General features: G+C 62.0%; 15 protein-coding genes. 10 read left to right on the top strand and 5 right to left on the bottom strand.

From position 1 onward, the window contains the following. Positions 1-363: 363 nt before the first annotated feature. On the top strand, positions 364-2,346 hold the full coding sequence (locus tag D0T11_RS20330) for a M4 family metallopeptidase (RefSeq protein WP_119657648.1): 1,983 nt from the start codon (positions 364-366) through the stop codon (positions 2,344-2,346). Positions 2,347-2,476: 130 nt separating this feature from the next. On the opposite strand, the gene D0T11_RS20325 is transcribed toward D0T11_RS20330, so the two are convergent. Further along, positions 2,477-3,067 (bottom strand): arylesterase, encoded by a 591-nt coding sequence (locus D0T11_RS20325; RefSeq protein WP_119657647.1) that lies wholly within the window; start codon positions 3,065-3,067, stop codon positions 2,477-2,479. Between the two features lie 187 nt (positions 3,068-3,254). Between D0T11_RS20325 and D0T11_RS20320 the strand changes: the two genes are divergently transcribed. Together D0T11_RS20320 and D0T11_RS20315 are read left to right on the top strand one after the other, a co-directional pair. Further along, on the top strand, positions 3,255-3,572 hold the full coding sequence (locus tag D0T11_RS20320) for a thioredoxin family protein (protein ID WP_119657646.1): 318 nt from the start codon (positions 3,255-3,257) through the stop codon (positions 3,570-3,572). 11 nt (positions 3,573-3,583) lie between these two features. Beyond that, the gene (locus tag D0T11_RS20315; RefSeq protein ID WP_119657645.1) at positions 3,584-3,826 is read left to right on the top strand and encodes a DUF6952 family protein; all 243 of its coding nucleotides are present in this window, start codon (positions 3,584-3,586) and stop codon (positions 3,824-3,826) included. A gap of 141 nt (positions 3,827-3,967) precedes the next feature. Here the strand turns inward: D0T11_RS20315 and D0T11_RS20310 are convergent, their stop codons facing one another. Further along, entirely contained in the window at positions 3,968-5,386 is a 1,419-nt protein-coding gene (locus tag D0T11_RS20310; protein ID WP_119657644.1) for a hypothetical protein, read from the bottom strand. Between the two features lie 229 nt (positions 5,387-5,615). Here D0T11_RS20310 and D0T11_RS20305 point away from each other — a divergent pair, with 229 nt between their 5' ends. The 6 genes from D0T11_RS20305 to D0T11_RS20285 all read left to right on the top strand — a co-directional run bounded on the left by D0T11_RS20305 (position 5,616) and on the right by D0T11_RS20285 (position 13,840). Continuing rightward, positions 5,616-6,065 carry a ribosome-binding factor A gene (locus tag D0T11_RS20305; protein WP_119657643.1) on the top strand — a complete coding sequence of 150 codons (450 nt, stop codon included), beginning with the start codon at positions 5,616-5,618 and terminating at the stop codon, positions 6,063-6,065. Positions 6,066-6,182: 117 nt separating this feature from the next. Then, complete coding sequence (locus D0T11_RS20300) at positions 6,183-6,992, top strand: class I SAM-dependent methyltransferase (protein ID WP_119657642.1); 810 nt, start codon at positions 6,183-6,185, stop codon at positions 6,990-6,992. 113 nt (positions 6,993-7,105) lie between these two features. After that, a complete protein-coding gene (locus tag D0T11_RS20295; protein ID WP_119657641.1) occupies positions 7,106-8,332 on the top strand; it encodes an FtsX-like permease family protein in 1,227 nt (408 codons plus the stop codon). Between the two features lie 336 nt (positions 8,333-8,668). Next, complete coding sequence (locus D0T11_RS23500; protein ID WP_119657640.1) at positions 8,669-12,673, top strand: SNF2-related protein; 4,005 nt, start codon at positions 8,669-8,671, stop codon at positions 12,671-12,673. 163 nt (positions 12,674-12,836) lie between these two features. Then, positions 12,837-13,010, top strand: coding sequence for a hypothetical protein (locus D0T11_RS22720; RefSeq protein WP_182888519.1), 174 nt, complete (start codon positions 12,837-12,839; stop codon positions 13,008-13,010). Positions 13,011-13,420: 410 nt separating this feature from the next. Further along, entirely contained in the window at positions 13,421-13,840 is a 420-nt protein-coding gene (locus D0T11_RS20285) for a molybdenum cofactor biosynthesis protein MoaE (RefSeq protein WP_119657639.1), read from the top strand. A 77-nt stretch (positions 13,841-13,917) separates the two neighbouring features. Here the strand turns inward: D0T11_RS20285 and D0T11_RS20280 are convergent, their stop codons facing one another. Together D0T11_RS20280 and moaC are read right to left on the bottom strand one after the other, a co-directional pair. After that, entirely contained in the window at positions 13,918-15,090 is a 1,173-nt protein-coding gene (locus tag D0T11_RS20280) for an NTP transferase domain-containing protein (RefSeq protein ID WP_245991075.1), read from the bottom strand. Then, entirely contained in the window at positions 15,080-15,568 is a 489-nt protein-coding gene (gene moaC / locus D0T11_RS20275; protein WP_119657638.1) for a cyclic pyranopterin monophosphate synthase MoaC, read from the bottom strand. Before moaC ends, D0T11_RS20280 begins: the two co-directional genes overlap by 11 nt. A 220-nt stretch (positions 15,569-15,788) precedes the next feature. Between moaC and D0T11_RS20270 the strand changes: the two genes are divergently transcribed. Further along, positions 15,789-17,015, top strand: coding sequence for a molybdopterin molybdotransferase MoeA (locus D0T11_RS20270; RefSeq protein WP_119657637.1), 1,227 nt, complete (start codon positions 15,789-15,791; stop codon positions 17,013-17,015). Between the two features lie 16 nt (positions 17,016-17,031). Here the strand turns inward: D0T11_RS20270 and D0T11_RS23575 are convergent, their stop codons facing one another. Then, on the bottom strand, positions 17,032-17,244 hold the full coding sequence (locus tag D0T11_RS23575; RefSeq protein ID WP_380283262.1) for a tetratricopeptide repeat protein: 213 nt from the start codon (positions 17,242-17,244) through the stop codon (positions 17,032-17,034). Positions 17,245-17,447: the final 203 nt, after the last annotated feature.

Genomic DNA, 17,447 nt, shown 5'->3' with positions numbered 1-17,447 from the left:
TAGGTGCACAAGCCAATAAGCAGAATGTCAGCCAGTCGGTAGCGGCACTTGGCGGCTTGACGGAAGTCTTCAACTTGCAGAAAGTAGTCGCGAATCGGGTGGCTCATGACCCAAAGCTACCCCCCACCCGGCTTCATGCGTTTGCCCTGGGAGACAGTGTGAATCAAACAGCATTTTTTAGTATATAGTCTGTTTTGCTGGCAATGAATATGTTTTTTAGAGCATTTTGTTGATAAAATTATGGCAAAACGACTGTTTAATTGAAAATAATCAGCGAGGGTCGCTACCTTAGGTATCCCGATTCACCCGCCATAGTAGGTGATGGTTGGCTAGCCCTTTTCTATCACCTTTCACTCCCTTCCTATGGCTCACAAGTACTCCTCGGCTGTTTTATTGGCCGCTTTGCTGGCCGGCTCGGCCCAGGCTCAGGATTTTTCGCGCGTGAAGCAGCGCGTGGCCTCCGAGGCTGGCTCCCCGGAGCTCATCAGCTTCAAGGCCGAACGCGCCTACGGCACCCAGGAAGTGCAGCAGCTATTCCGCGACCAGCTGGCCCTCACTACCGACGACCAACTGCTGCCCCTGCGCGCCGGCACCGATGCGCAGGGCTTCGTGCACGAGAAATATCAGCAGTACTACAAGGGCGTGAAAGTGGAGCACGCCACTTACTCCGTGCATGCCCGCCAGGGCAAGGTGGAGGCCGTCAGCGGCCAGTTCGAGCAGATCCGGGGCCTCAACGCCACCCCCACGCTCGATGCCGCCGCCGCCCTGAGTCGCGCCACGGCATTTGTGGGGGCCAAAACCTACATGTGGCAGGATGCCGGTGAGGAAGCCTTCCTCCAGCAGCAGGAAAACAACCCCGCTGCCACCTACAAGCCCCAGGGCGAGCTGGTGGTCGTGCGCAACCAGCGCGCGGCCAACCCCCTGAAAGCCGGCAAACCGGTGCTGGCCTGGAAGTTCAACGTGTACGCCCAGGAGCCCATGAGCCGCGCCTACATCTACGTAGACGCCCACTCGGGCGAGGTGGTGCTCCAGGACGACATCATCAAGCATGCCGGTGCGACGGCTACCTTCGCTACGGCCTACAGCGGCACCCGCTCGCTGGCCAACGAGAGCTTCAACGGCTCGTTCCGCCTGCGCGAAACCACTCGCGGGCTGGGCATCGAGACGTACGACATGAACACTGGCACCCGCTACAACCGGGCGGTGGATTTCACGGATGCCGATAACAACTGGACGGCCGCCGAGTACAACAACAGCAGCTTCGACAATGCCGCCGGTGACGCCCACTTCGGGGCCCAGGCCACCTACGATTACTGGCAGGCCGTGCACGGGCGCAACTCTTACGACAACGCCGGAGCCAAAATCAAGAGCTATGTGCATTACGGCCGCAGCTACGAAAATGCCTACTGGAACGGCTCGGTAATGACCTACGGCGACGGGGCTACCACCTTCAAGCCCTTAACTTCGCTGGATGTGTGCGCCCACGAAATCGGCCACGCGGTCTGCGAGAAGACGGCTAACCTGACCTACTCGAACGAGTCGGGGGCCATGAACGAGGGCCTGTCCGACATCTGGGGAGCCTGCGTGGAAGCCCGTGCCGTGGCCCAGTTCGGCCTGACCGGCAAGAGCACCTGGGACATTGGCGAAGAAATCAAGAAGTCCGGCGGGGCCCTGCGCTCGATGAGCAACCCCAACCTCTACAACCAGCCCGACACCTACAAGGGCACCAAGTGGTACACCGGCACCGGCGACAACGGGGGCGTGCACACCAACTCGGGCGTGCTCAACTATTGGTTCTACCTGCTGACGCAGGGCGGCTCCGGCTCCAACGACCTGGGCAACGCCTACTCGGTTAGCGGATTGGGCATCGATAAGGCCGCCAAAATCACCTTCCGCATGGAAAGCGTGTACATGACGGCCTCCACTACCTATCCGCAGGCCCGCACCTTCGCCATCCAGGCCGCCACCGACCTGTTCGGGGCCGGCTCGGCCGAGGTAACCGCCACCACCAACGCCTGGTACGCCGTGGGCGTGGGCACCACGACTACCGCCGCCGTGGCCGGTGGCACGACGGCTCCGGCCGGCGTAACCAGCCTGAGCGGCAGCGGCATCACGACGAGCATGAACGTGTTCCCGGTACCGGCCACCAATGAGCTGACCCTGGTGCTGCCCGGCAACGCCGAAGCCACCAGCGTGCGCGTAACCGACCTGCGCGGGGCCAATGTGCAGACTGCCCGCTACGAAGGCAACAACCGCCTCAGCGTGAGCGGCTTGGCCCAGGGCGTGTACCTAGTGTCGGCCACCGACGGCCAGCACACCTACCGGATGCGCTTCAGCAAAGAATAGTAACGGTTTGGGCCAAAACGCCCTCCGCGAAACCGCAAAACGGCCTGCTACCCCGGTAGCAGGCCGTTTTGCGGTTAGCCGAACCATGCCCGACGCTGCCGGAGAAGCTCATCGGGCAGCTACCGAATTCCTAGGATTCCAGCACCCCCTCCAGCACCTGCCACACGTTGTTGGCCAGCAGTTTCTGGCCCTCGGCGTTGGGGTGCACGCCGTCGGGCAGGTTGAGGTGGCGCTGGCCGATAACGCCGTGGAGCAGGAAAGGCACGAAATCAACCTCATTCTTGTCGGACAGCTGGCGGAACAGGGACTTGAACTCCTGGGCGTAGTGGCCCATGCGGCCGCCGCCGAGCGTAGCCAGCGGGCCTAAGTCGAAGGGAAACTCCAGGCCCACCAGCACCCGGCGGGCCTGAGGGTGGGCGCGCTGCACTTCATCGAGGATGTATTGCAGGTTCTGGGTGGTTTCGCGCACCGGGATGCCCCGCAGCGCATCGTTGGCCCCCAGTTCCAGCACGAACACCTCCAGCCGCTCGAAGCGGGCCAGCACGCCGGCCAGGCGCTGGCGGCCGCCAGCCGTAGTTTCGCCGCTTATGCCGTAGTTGAGGGCTTTGTAAGGTAGATTCTGGCCGTCGAGTTTATCCTGAATCCGGGAGGGAAACGATTCGCTGGCGCGGAGCTGGTAACCCGCCGTGAGCGAGTCGCCGAAGAAGAGAATGGAGTACATAGCGCAGGCAAACCCCCACCAGCCGGGAAAAGTTGCCCGGACAGCTGCTGCTACCCCCCCTTCGGTTGAGCACATATTCCGGCGTGGATAAAAACTTTTTTATCGCGCCCGGCCTTTACCTTTGCTGGCAGATAAGAACTGTTCTTATCTGCCAGTGCCCTTTTGTCACTTCTCAATTTCCCATAGAATGCCCGTTACCAAAGCCACCGACGCCGATTTTCAGCAACTGCTTCAGGACAATGAGAAGGTAGTAGTGAAATACTACGCCGATTGGTGCGGCAACTGCCGCCTGTTTTCGCCCAAGTTCAAGCGCCTGGCCCAGGCCGAGCAAAACCAGGGCATGAAGTTCCTCGACGTCAACGCCGAAACCAGCCCCGAGGCCCGCAAGCTGGTCAGCGTCACCAACCTGCCCTTCTTCGCCGTGTTCCGCAACGGGGAGCTGGTAGATACTGTGGCCGCCAGCAAGGAAGAAGCCGTGGCCTCGCTCATTTCCCGCCTCAACTAGCTCATCGCGCCATGAAAATGCCCGTTATCCGGCACCTGGTAGAAACCCAGACCCTGGACGCTCTGGTAGCCGCCGAAGAAGCCCTGCTGGAAGAACAGACGCCCGCCTTCGAGGTGGAAGGCGAGGATGAAGGCGAGCAGCTCACCCACGTGTTTGCCGCCATCTTCATCCTCCACCATATGCAGGACCACCAGTCTGATTTTAAAACGGCCCTCCGCGAGTACACCAAAAAGGTCCGCGTCAGCATCAGCTAGCGGAGCAACAGGGAGCCAGGAAGAACGTCATCCTGACGAAGGAAGAACCCTTACACGCGAAAACGGCAATTGTCCAACAACTTGGGCCGGCGTGAGAGGATCCTTCCTTCGTCAGGATGACGTTCTTTTTTCACTACCTCCCTATTCCCCCTTCAGCCGGTATACTCCTTTGGTATTAGTGGCTTCGTAGCGGCCGAAAACGCCGGGAATTTTGTATTGCAGCTCCGGCACGAGGCCGCGCTGGTCGATGAGGTAGCGGGGCGGGTCCGACTGAACGTTGCGGGCGAGCCGGAAGATGGCGTCGTATCGGTTGAGGTGGCCGAAATCGGCCTGGGCCAGTTGCCAGTCGAGGTAGGGCGTGGCGAGTTGGTTTTGAGCGTAAGGACGCATATCGGGGCCGAGCACCAGCAGGTGCTGGCCCTGCAAAAAGGCGTAGCGCGGGTTGGGGCGCACGGCATAGTGGCTTTCCAGGGGCAGTTGCAGCACGTTTTCCAGAAACAGGGCCGACCGGTAGCGCACCACCAGCACCGCCCCGGTCAGCGCCAGCAGCGCCAGCTCCGGTATCCAGGCCCGTTGGGTTTTCTGCCACAGATACAGGCTGAAATAGGTGAGTGGCGGCAGGGCCAGCACCAGCGTACCGGGGGCCACGCCCCGGCCGGCCGCCGCCATAAGGCCGGCTACCAGCAGCCACACCAGCATCAGCTGCTGAAATTTCACCTGAAACACGAGGCCCGGGGGCAGCACGAAGCTCCGCACCAGGCCGGCCAGCAGCACCACGCCCGGCAGCAGCAGCAGGCGCAGCTGCACTGCCAGCGGCAGGCCGTCGGCCCCGGCTACCAGCCCGCTGAGGGTGGGCCGCAGGTGAAACTGCGCGAAGCCCGGCAGCGAGTCGGTGTAGAGGAAAAACGTGCCCACCACCGCGTAGGGAAACAGGAACCCGCACACCAGCAGCAGAAAGCTCCGGAACGAGTTGGCCGCGAAGATAAGGACTGCGAACAGGGCCAGCAGCAGAAACAGGGCCAGCGGCAGGTAGCACAACGCGGCCACCCCAATCAGGAAGCCCGCCCGGAACAGGCGGCGGTTGTCGTAGCCCTCCCGCGAGGTGGGCAGCAGGGCGCTGAAGCCGGCAATGAGAAAGGTGTGGCCCAGCAGCAGGGGTGAGAGAATGTCGAGGTCGGTGGAAAGGGACCCGATCAGCAGGTAAACCAGGGCCGCCACGTAGCCCCGCTCCGGGTGCACGTCGGCCCGGTTGAGCACGAAGTTGAAGCGCAGGGCTTGGAAGGTGAGCAGCACCAGGGCCAGCAGGCGGTAGAGCCAGAGCGGCCGGCTGCCCACCAGCTCGAGTAGGCCCGCCAGGGCCGCCGCCAGCGGCGCGGTGCTGTCGTAGAGGTCGCGGTAGAGGTACCCGCCCGCTTGCAGCCGCTCCCCGATCAGCATTTCGCGCAGCTCCGCGGGCATCAGGGGCAGGCCCCACCACAGCAGGGGCAGGCGCAGGGCCAGCAGCAGCAGCAGCAGCACGAAGAGCCGGGTGAGCAGGGCACTTTTAAAAAACTGGAGCAAGTGAACGTTGGGGCTTGAAGGGCTGGGGCAAGAAGGGCAAATATACGGCCCCCGGAGTGTCAGCCAGGTCGGCCTTTGCCCGGCTCTGCCGCATCGGCCCCGGGGCTCACGGGACAGGGCGGGCGCGGGCTGGACGCAACTGCGCCGCTGGCTTTCTGGCTCCGAAACGCGGGCGAAATTTCCCGACTCCAAATCCCCAAGTCCTTACCTAGTATCTTTACTCCCCATTATGGAAAGCAAACGACAGCAAAAAGTATCCAGCCTGCTCCAGCAGGAGTTAGCCGCCCTGTTTCAGCGCGACCTGCCCCACCTGTTCCCGGGTCTGCCGCCCGGCATCAGCATGGTGCGCGTGTCGCCCGATCTGGGCGTGGCCCGGATTTACCTGAGCGTGCTCACGGTGGGCGGTACCAACCCCGGCGAGGAGCATTTGCTCCTGGTAAAAGACAACGGTAAGGCCATCCGCCAGGCCCTGGCCAAGCGTGTGCGCAGCCAGCTGCGCATCGTGCCCGAGCTGGTCTTCTTCCTCGACGACTCGGCCGCCTACGCCGCCCAGATGGACAAAGTGTTCGGCGACCTGCACATCCCGGCCGCCCCGGAAAAGCCCGAGTCGTCGGATTCCGATGCCGCCGCCGGCCCCACCAAGCGCCCCCGCCTCTTCGCCGACGATGAAAATGAGTGAATGAGTGATTTGGTGAATGAGTGATCCGGTGAAGGCAATTCACGCATTCACCGAGTCACTCATTCACCAAATCACTCATTCACAAACTCACTCATTCACCGAGTCACTCATTCAATTTTGTACTACGACCCGATCAAGAAGTCGCTCGGCGACGTGTTCAACCGCACGCCGTGGCTCCGCCGCCTCTTCTATCAGCTGCTCGATTTGCTGCTGCTGCGTACCTGGCACGTCCACCGGGAGCTGCGCGCCTGGTCGAAGGGCCGCGCCCAGGAGGCGTTGAGTATCCTCGACGCGGGCTCCGGTTACGGGCAGTACACGTACTGGCTGTCGGGTCAGAGCCCCAAATGGGAAATCCTGGCCGTCGATGTCAAGGAGGAGCAGGTGGCCGACTCCAACCAGTTCTTCCGCCAGATTGGCCGCACCAACGCCCAGTTCGCCGTGCAGGACCTGGTGCTGTATCAGCAGCCCAACGCCTTCGATCTGGCCCTCTCGGTGGACGTGATGGAGCACATCCTGGAAGACGTGGAGGTGTTCCGCAACATCCACGCCTCCCTCAAGGACGGCGGTATGCTGCTCATCTCCACGCCCAGCGACCAGGGCGGCTCCGATGTGCATTCCGATGGCGAAACCAGCTTCATTGAGGAGCACGTGCGCGACGGCTACAACATCCACGAAATTCAGCAGAAGCTGCGCACGGCCGGTTTCGAGCGCATTGAGGCCCAGTACAGTTACGGGGAGCCGGGCCAGATTTCCTGGCGCCTGAGCATGAAGTATCCCATCCTGCTGCTGGGCTACTCGAAGCTGTTTTTCCTGCTGCTGCCCTTCTATTACCTGCTCACGTTCCCTTTCTGCCTGCTGCTGAACTGGTTCGATGCCAACACCCGCCACAAATCCGGTACCGGTCTGATTGTGAAAGCCTGGAAATAGACCTTTTCCGTTTGCGGGCGTATCTTGGCTTCAGAACCCGGCCCCGATGCGCCACCTGACGGCCGTTCTTATTTTGTCCACCCGCCCCCACGCCGCCCTACCGCGCCCCGCACGTGAACGTACCGTTGCTCATTGCCCGGCGTTATTTTCTCTCGAAGAAGAAGCGCAACATTATCAGCATCATCTCCAACATCTCCATGGTGGGGGTGGCCGTGGGCACGATGGCGCTGATTATTGTGCTGTCGGTGTTCAACGGCCTCGAAGATCTGGTGCGCAGCCTCTACGGCAAATCCGACCCCGATCTGGTTATCACGGCCGTCAAAGGCAAGTCGTTTGAGTTGCAGGCCCCCCTCATGACCCGGTTACGGGCTACGCCCGGCGTGCACCTGGTCACGGAAATCATCGAAGACAATGCCCTGCTCCAGTACCGCGACCGGCAGATGGTGGTCAAGATGAAGGGCGTATCGAGCAACTACTACCACCAGAGCAACATCGATTCGGCCATCGTGGACGGTAGCCACGAGCTGCACCGCGACAACCTCGACTACGCCCTGCTCGGGGCCGGCGTCCAGCACGAGCTCAGCATCACGCTCGACAACCGCTTCGCGCCCATGCGCCTGCTCTACCCCAAAGCGGGCAAATTCCGGGTTTCCATGGACCCCGACGCCTACTTCACCCAGAAAAATATTCTGGCCGGGGGCGTGTTCCTGATTGAGCAGCGCATTGACGACAGCTACATCTTCGTGCCCCTGGAGTTTGCCCGCAACCTGCTCAACTACGGCAACCGGCGCACGGCCCTGGAAGTGAAAGTGAAGACCGGGCAGGACGTGGGCGACGTGAAGCAGGCCATCAAGCAGCGGCTGGGGGCCGGCTTCAAGGTCCTCGATTCCGATGAGCAGCACGTGTCGCTGCTCAAAGCCATTAAGATCGAGAAGATGTTCGTCTTTATCACCTTCGCCTTTATTCTGCTCATTGCCAGCATCAACATCTTCTTCTCGCTGTCCATGCTCGTCATCGACAAGAAGAAGGACATGGCCGTGCTCATGGCCATGGGGGCCGGGCGGCGCACTATCCGCAATATTTTTCTCTTCGAGGGAGCCATTGTGGCCCAGGTGGGGGCCATTACCGGGCTGGTACTGGGCGTGGGCATCTGCTGGCTTCAGCAAACGTTCCACATCGTGAGCATGGGCATGGCCACCAGCGTGGTGGACTCCTACCCCGTGAAAATGCAGCTCTCCGACGTAGTGCTTACCGGCGTGGCCATCATTTTCATCACCATCTCGGTATCCATCCGGCCGGCCCTGAATGCTTCGCGCCTGGATGTGCGGGATAATCTGTAAGAAACGGAAGCTGTTGACTACCTGACGGCTTCGCTTCAAAACAGGAATCAGGCCACTGAGATCCGGCAAAACCACTACCGGACGTTCCCAAAATGAAAATAACCATTCAAACGCCCTGCGAAAGGGCGTTTGAATGGTTATTTTCTTTATCAGAACATATGACTTTGGAGAGAGAAGTCTGCTACCTTCGTAGACTGCAAAGGCAGCTTTGACGGGTTAAATTCGGGTGTTTATCCTTAAAGTATAACGATTCTTCGATAAGATTTTAATATTAAGGAAAAAATATACTATTTAGCAGTTGGTACTACTCTCAACTTTGCCTCTTTATTGCCGACCATGAAGGTCTCAACCTCCCAACCCTTTCAAATAGTCTATTCCCTGCTCGAACACGAGTACCTGGGCTACTTGTTTGAGTCGTACGTGGTGCAGCGCAACCAGCGGGGCCAGCTCACGCTCCAGCACCAGACGGTGTCGGCCAAGAACGCGCCCGAGTTTGCCGACGGCCTCGACGAGGTGGACTTTGAGCTGGTCGTTCTCACCGACCAGATCAGCCAGGATGCCGTTATCAAGGAGTTTTGGACCAAAAAAACGACGCCCGCCGATTTCTTCCTGAAAATTTACGACGCCGATAAAGGCGACAAAGGCTTGCAGGAGGCCATCTGCCAGTACGTGCAGGAGCGGATGGCCCAGATTCTGAGCCGGCTGAAAGGGCGGCACGTGTTCATTATGGGCAAGGACGGCGAGCCAACCTGGCGCGCCATCCGCGTGGCCCCGGAGCGGGCCTCGGTGCTGTTCCATTTCCGGCGCAACGAGGAAAGTACCCACTACTTCCCCACCATTCAGTACCAGGACCAGAAGCTCGACTTTCAGTACAAGAGCGCGGTTATCGTGTGTGAGCAGCCTGCCTGGCTGCTGCTCGGCGACATGCTCCATAACTTTCGCAACGAGGTGGATGGCAAGAAGCTCAAGCCCTTCCTCAACAAGAAATTCATCGTGATTCCGCGGCAGGTGGAGGACAGCTACTTCCAGCGCTTCGTGGCCCCGCTGGTGGAGTCGTTCGATGTGCATGCCCGGGGCTTCGATATCCGCTCGGAGCGCTACGTGGCCCGGCCCCAGCTCACGTTTACCGATGCCCCGGGCGCGGTGGTGCTGGCCGCCCCCACGCGCTCGGCCACCGCTACCCGCCGGGGCCGCGCCGCCGTAACCGTGGCTCCGGCTCCCGTTTCCGACCACATTCACTTCGACCTGAGCTTCCGCTACGGCGACCACACCGTGCACACCGCCCACGACAAGCGGGTGTGCGTGAAGCTGGAAAAGCAGCAGGACAACTACGTTTTTCACCGCCTCATCCGCAACCTGGATCAGGAGCAGGGCATCATTGCCGAGTTGCGCGAACGGGCCCTGGAAGTGCACAACGGCCGGGCCGTGCTCGAAAAAGCCACGGCCTTCCGCTGGCTCCACCACCACGCCGATGAGCTGGTGCGCCTGGGCTTCACGGTGCAGCAGGGCACTACCTCGGGCAAGGATTACTTCATCGGAACCGTAACGGTGCAGGTGGGCATCACGGAAACCAACGACTGGTTCGATGTGCACGGCACGGTGCAGTTCGGGGAGTTCGAAATTCCCTTCATCAAGCTGCGGCCCTACATTCTCAATAAGCGCCACGAGTTCCGCCTGCCCAACGGCCAGATTGCCATTATTCCGGAGGAGTGGTTTACCCAGTACCTGGAGCTGTTTGCCTTCGCCGAGGAGCGGGAGGGCCAGGGCCTGAGCTTGCGCAAGCACCACGTAGCCCTGGTGTCGGACTTGCAGAACGGCAACCTGGCCACGGTGGTGATGAGCCGGAAGCTGGAAAAGCTGCGCGAGTTCGAGGCCGTGGAAGACCGGCCCATGCCGCTCTCATTCCGGGGCGAGCTGCGCCCCTACCAGAAGGCCGGCTACAACTGGCTCCACTTCGTGCAGGAATACCACTTCGGGGGCTGCCTGGCCGACGATATGGGGCTCGGGAAGGCCCAGCCCCTGCACGCCCGCATTCTGACCCCAACGGGCTGGAAAATGATGGGTGATATGCAGGTAGGGCAAGCCGTTATCAACTCCCAGGGCCGGACCTCACACGTCACGGGCGTGTTTCCCCAGGGCGAAAAGGAGATTTTCCGGGTGACGTTTACCGATGGCTCCACGGCCGAATGCTGCGCCGAGCACCTGTGGGCCGTGCAGAGCCCGGTGCAGAAGTACCGGGGCCAGGGCTACCAGGTGAAGCAGCTGGCCGACCTAAGCCACGACCTGCACGACCGGCATGGCAATACGAAGTGGTTTGTGCCCGTAGTGCAGCCCGTGCAGTTCGAGGCCCGGCCGGTGCCAATGGACCCCTACTTCCTGGGCCTGCTGCTGGGCGACGGCTGCTTCCGCCAGAACAGCATCCGCCTCTCAACCGGCGACGCGGAAATCGTGAACTACGTGACCGATACGCTGCCGCCTGCCCTTGCCGTGCAGCGCCAGGGCGAGTCCTGCGACTACGTTTTCGTGAAAAACGGGGCGGGCTGGACCAACGAGCTGATGCAGAGTATCCGGCAGTTGGGACTGAAAGGGCGCGGTTCCCTGGATAAATTTGTGCCGGAGCAGTACCTGGTAAACGATGTGGCTACCCGCTTGGCCGTGCTCCAGGGCCTGATGGATGCCGGTGGTTACGTGTCGGCCACCGGCGACGTGAGCCAGTTCACCTCTATTTCCCCGGACCTGATTGCAGGCGTGACTTTCCTGGTGCAGTCCCTAGGCGGTACGGTGCGCCAGTCGAGCAAGCTGCCCACGTATTCGCATGGTGGCGAGGCCCGCGTTGGGCAGCGCGCATACACACTCACGCTTAGCCTGCCCCCACACATGGTGCCGTTCCGGCTCACGCGCAAAGTGGCGCTGTACCGGCCCAAAACCGAGTATCAGCCCTACCGGGGCATCAAGTCCGTGGAGTTGGTGGGCACCCTGCCCGCCCAGTGCATTGCCGTCGACGCGCCCGACCACCTCTACGTCACCGACAACTTCGTCGTCACCCACAACACTATTCAGACGCTGGCCCTGCTGCTCCAGCGCAAGGAAACCGGCCAGGCCACCGGGGCCGCCTCGCTGCTCGTGATGCCGACTTCGCTGGTCTACAACTGGATGACGGAGGCCTTTAAGTTCACGCCCGCTTTGCGCCTGCTCATCTACACGGGCACTTACCGCGACAAAAACGTGGCCCAGTTCGCCGATTACGACGTGGTGCTGACCAGCTACGGCATCGTGCGCCTGGATATTGAGCTGCTGAAAAGCTACAAGTTCGATTACGTGATTCTGGACGAGTCGCAGGCCATCAAGAACCCCAGCTCCACCACGTCGCAGGCGGTGCGGGGGCTGCACTCCCGCCACCGCCTGATTCTGACGGGTACGCCGGTGGAGAACAGCACGATGGATTTGTGGTCGCAGATGTCGTTCATCAACCCCGGCCTGCTGGGCACCCAGGCATTTTTCCGCAAGGAGTTCCTCAAACCCATCGAGAAGGGCAAGGACGAGGCCAAAACCCGCCGCCTGCACGCACTCATCAAGCCCTTCATTCTGCGCCGGCACAAGGCCCAGGTGGCTACTGAGCTACCCGAAAAAATCGAGAACCTGAGCTACTGCCCCATGACGGAGGAGCAGCAGCAGTGCTACGAGGAAACCAAGAGCTTCTACCGCAACCAGATTCTGAAAAGCATCGAAGAAAACGGCACGGCCAGCACCCAGTTCATGCTGCTCCAGGGCCTGACCAAGCTGCGCCAGATTGCCAACCACCCCCGTATGGCCGACGCGGAGTACACCCACGACTCGGGCAAGCTGCGGGAGGTGATCCGAATGGTGAAGAACGTGGTGTCGGAGGGGCACAAGGTGCTGGTGTTTAGTCAGTTCGTGAAGCACCTCGACATCGTGCGGGCTTCGCTCGATGAGCGCCAGATTGCCTACGCCTACCTCGACGGCAACACCCGGGACCGGCACAAGGAGGTGGCCCGGTTCCAGGAAACGGCGGAGCTGCGCGTGTTCCTCATCAGCCTGAAAGCCGGGGGCGTGGGCCTCAACCTGACGGCCGCCGACTACGTGTTCATCCTCGACCCCTGGTGGAACCCGGCCGTGGAGGCCCAGGCCGTGGACCGTGCCCACCGCATCGGGCAGGAGCGCACGGTGTTCACCTACAAGTTCATCACCCAGAACACGGTGGAGGAGAAAATCCTGGCCCTGCAAAACAAGAAAATCCAGCTCGTCACCGACCTCATCACCACCGACGAAGCCATTATCAAGAGCCTCACCAAAGAGGATATTGAGGAGCTGCTGGGCTAAGCGGGTACCTGCTGGAACAACCTGAACGGTGTCAGACTTCGACTACGTCTCCGGCTGCGTGCACGCAAGGGGAAGCGTGACACATTAGGCTTGCGTTCCCCCTTCACTATCCGCGTTATCTGCTGTAATTATGGGTTTATTCGATGCTCCTTAGCCTATCGGGGTGGAGATAAAGGGCCACGCCCTGCACTGCGTTATCTGCCGCCACAACCGCTTCCACCGCCGCAAAATAAAGCTCGACCGCGCCGGCCTGTTCACCTCCGACTGGTCCGACCCGATGGCCGTGAGCTACGAATGTGCCAACTGCGGCTACCTGCACTGGTGCATGCCGCAGTGAAGGCCGCTGTAAGAGCGGTGATGTTGGGCTGATGAAGCCTAGCCGTTGTGCGGTTCTGGTCTGGCCTGCTAAGGTAGCTAACCTTCTTGTTACAAGATCTTTATTCATAGCGAAGCAATGCGGCGGTGGTTGCCGGCGGCGGGCCTGCTGGTTGGGGCCGGGCGTGGGCGCAATAGGCGGCAGCGCGGCCGAGCCGCAGGTGCCAGTGCCCAGGTGCGCCCGCATCCGGGTGCGGCTGATATCTTTGCACAGGACTTCTGGTGAAGAAAATCTGCGTGAGAAGTACCCCGGCTTTCGGTTTCTTCGGGAGCCTTGCGGTATTTCTGCTAGATGCTCCAAGTCCTGAACCGGTACGCATCAGTGGCAACCTGAACGACGTGCTTTTTTTGCCTCATTTTCCCCCGCTGCTCTTGATTCACATCGACCTCACCGACCAGCCCATCGACCTAGCCGCCGCCCTGCGCAGCGTGGAAGCCGATGGGGCGGGCGCCATCAACACGTTCATCGGCACGGTGCGCAACCGCAGCACCGGCCGCGCCGTGGTGCGCCTCGAATACGAAGCCTACGACACCATGGCCCTGCACCAGCTGCGCAAAGTAGCCGAGCAGGCAGCCGAAAAATGGCCCATGCTCCAGCAGGTAACCGTTATCCACCGCAAAGGCACCCTCTACATCGGCGACGTGGCCGTGGTCGTGGCCGTTTCCACGCCCCACCGCGCCGAAAGCTTCGCCGCCTGCCAGTACATCATCGACACACTCAAGCAGGTCGTGACTATCTGGAAGAAAGAGTTTTATGCGGACGGTGACGTCTGGGTAGCCGCGCACCCCTAGCGGGGGGGGGAAAGTGAAAGTGAGAAATGGCCGTTGAACGACACCCAGGCGGGACGTTCAACGGCCATTTCTCACTTTCACTTTTTAATTGAATCCAGCGCCTGCGCCGCTTCTTCCGGCGTGTTCACGTTGCGCAGCTCCTGGGGGGCGGGCGGGATGAGCACGGCCACGTCGGAGTTGATGAGGGTTTTGCGGGGGCAGCTGTAGCCCAGGGCCAGGAAGCGCAGCAACTGCGGGTAGCTGGCCGGCTCCCAGATGGTGATAAGCGGCTCGGGCCACTCGTTCTCGGGGCTCTGGAAGGCGGTGGCCATGCGGGCCGGCTGGCGGTGCTGCACCAGGTGGGCTAGGGTGGTTTTCGAGAGTAGGGGCAGGTCGCAGGCCACTACTAGCCAGGCCGCGTTGGGGTCGAGGCGCAGGGCCGAGAGGATGCCGCTGAGCGGGCCCAAGTCGGCGAAGGAATCGGGCAGGGGGCGCAGGCCGGCGTATTCGAGCTCCGTCATTTGGTCGGGACGGCAGGAAACGTGCACATCGTGGCAGAAGGGAGCCAGCAGCTCGGCTGCGTAGGCGCGCTGCTCCTGGCCGTGGTAGGCGAGCTTGCCCTTGTCGTGGCCCATGCGCTGGCTGCGGCCGCCGGCCAGCACCAGGCCCCGCAGCGGCGGCGCGGCGGCGTGCCACTCGCGCAGCACCAGCTCCGCAATGGCGGCGGTATCGGCCAGGGGCAGCACGGGCACGTTGGCTTCGCCGAGGTGGGCGCGCAGGTAGGCGGGTACTTCGGTTACGCCTTCGGGCAGCAGCAGGGCGCGCACGTCGGTGAGGCGGTCGAGCTTTTTTTCCAGGGGTTTGGCGGGGTCAAGAATCACCAGCTGCCGGGCGGCGCGGAAGTGGTTGCCGTTGATGAGCACCAGGTTCTGGTGCTGCACCAGCTCGGGCTGACTGAACTTATCCAGGGGCCGCTTTACATCGAGGCGGGCGAAGCTGATGTTGTCGGTCAGCTCGGCGCGGGCCCCGGCGGCCAACATGCCGGTTTCGGGCGCGGTGCCATTACGCACGGCATCGGCGGCGGCGTGGTCGGCATCCACGTAGGCCACGCCCAGAGTGGGGGCCAGCAGCGGCAGCAGCCGGGCCGCCAGCTCCTTGATGCGGCCGCAGGGCGCGCCCAGAATGGCCAGCTCGTGGCGGCCGAATTCGCCCAAATCGGGGCGGGCGAGCTGGGCGTGCTTGGTGCGGGGTTTATTGGCGTTAGTCGGCATGATGAAAATCCTGTTTGCCGCCGGTTTTGCTGATCAGGCGGGTTTCCTGAATGAGAATGTCGTGCGACAAGGCCTTGCACATGTCGTAGATGGTGAGGGCCGCCACCGAAGCGCCGGTCAGCGCCTCCATCTCCACGCCGGTTTTGCCCGTCACGGTGGCCGTGCACTCAATCAGCACGGCGTCGGGGCCGTCCACCTCAATAGTTACCTGGCAGTTATCGAGGCCCAGCGGGTGGCAGAGCGGAATCAGCTCGGAGGTGCGTTTGGCCCCCATAATGCCGGCCAGAATCGCCGTCTGAAACACGGAGCCTTTGCGGGTGGGCAGGTCGCCTTCCCGCACGAGGGCCATGATGTCGGGGCCGAGCACCACGCGGCTGCGGGCCACGGCCACGCGGCGGGTGGGTTGTTTGCCGCCGACATCAACCATGGCCGGCTGGCCGGCGTCGTTGAGGTGAGTGAGTTTTGCGGAGTCAGCCATAGGTAAAACAGAGCAGGTGGAACCGAATAAACCGATAAGTTCGGCACTCGGCGGTTGTAGAGACGCATCTTTGCGGCTCGGCATTGAACGATACGTCGGAACAGCCTACCCGAACGGCCGTCGCTGGCCCTATCCAACAGCTGCCGTAGCCCTTGGGTAGAAGCGTTCAATGCCGGCCGCAAAGATGCGTCTCTACAGCCGTGCCCTTTTCCTCCGCCCTATGATTTCCGTTGCTGAAGCCACCCGCCTCGTGGCCGCCACCATCCGCCCGCTGGGCCTGGAGTACCTGTCGCTGACGCTGGCCGCCGGCCGGGTGCTGCGCGAAGACCTGCGCGCCGACCGGGATTTTCCGCCCTTCAACCGGGTGGCCATGGATGGCATTGCCCTCCGCTACGCGGCCCTGGCGGCGGGCCAGACGGCTTTCCGCATCGAAAGCACCCAGTTTGCCGGCCAGCCTCCGGTAGCGGTAGCGGATGCCACGGCGGCCGTGGAAATCATGACCGGGGCCATGCTGCCAGCCGGCGTCGATACCGTTATCCGCTACGAAGACCTGACCTTCCGTACCGACGAGGCCGGCCACCGCTGGGCCTCCGTGCAGGTGCCCGCCCCCCGGGCCGGCCACAACGTGCACGCCCAGGCCGCCGACCGCCGCCAGAATGACCTGCTGGTGCCGGCCGGCACCGTGCTGGGGCCGGCCGAAATGGCGGTGGCCGCCACCATCGGGGCGGCCACGGTAGCCGTCACGCGCCGCCCGCGGGTGGCCGTAGTGAGTACCGGCGACGAATTGGTGCCCATCACCGACCAGCCCGCCGCCCACCAGATCCGGCGCTCCAACGGCCTGATGCTGCAAGCTGCCGCCGAAACCGCCGGCGCCCTCACCGAAGCCTTCCACTTCGACGACGACCCCGTGGCCCTGCGCCAGGGCCTGCCCGCGCTGCTCACCGGCTTCGATGCGGTGGTGCTGAGCGGGGGCGTATCGATGGGCAAGGCCGATTTTCTGCCGGGCGTGCTGCGCGAGCTGGGCGTGGAGCAGTTGTTCCACGAGGTGAAGCAGCGGCCGGGCAAGCCGTTCTGGTTTGGGCAGCAGGCGGGCGGGGCGGCGGTGTTTGCCCTGCCCGGCAACCCGGTGTCGTCGTTCGTAAACTTCTACCGCTACGCCCGACCCTGGCTGCAAGCCGTGCAGCAGCCCGCCGGCGCTGCGGTGGCCACCGCTACCATCCCTGCCGTGCTCACCCAGCCCGTCGATTTCAAGCCCCCGATGACCCATTTCCTGCTCGTGAGCCTGGAGGCCGGCCCCGATGGCCGCCTGCTGGCCACCCCCGAGCGGGCCGGCGGTTCCGGCGACATGGCCAGCCTGCTCACGTCCAGCGGCTTCCTGGAGCTGCCCCCGGAACCGGAATACTTCCCGGCAGGCACCGTGCTACCGGCGTGGCGGTTTCGGGGGTAAAAGTTTTGCTTGAAAATCAGTTACACACCTGCTTGTGAAAATCTGCTACCTGATTCATCCCCAAATCCAGGCACCGTTGCAGGTCGGCGCAACAGCCGGCTAAATCCTGAAGCTGGTACCTGGCAGCAGCCCTGTTTTCATAGGCCATAACGTAGTCAGGATCTAGCCTAATAGCTTGGTCGTACGCTTGGATTGATAATAGGGTACAGAACCAGAACAGGGTGCGCATCATGGCAGCAAATATGTGAGGCATATCCGGGAAATAATATAGGCGGATGTAGTAGTGTACTCTACCCTACTAAATATTGCGGCATAAAACGGGGCAGTCCGACCTTTGGGGTTCCTACACCATCCAAACCCGTTCTGCCCCGTGAAGCAATGCCTCAGCGCCAAACTTACTACGCTTTTGCGACAGGTGCCGTTTGTGCGCCA

It is taken from the genome of Hymenobacter rubripertinctus (genome assembly GCF_003583925.1).
In the GTDB taxonomy this organism is placed as follows: Bacteria; Bacteroidota; Bacteroidia; order Cytophagales; family Hymenobacteraceae; genus Hymenobacter; species Hymenobacter rubripertinctus.
The sequence above is the reverse complement of the archived record's forward strand: the minus strand, read 5'-3'. Positions and strand labels throughout refer to the sequence as shown.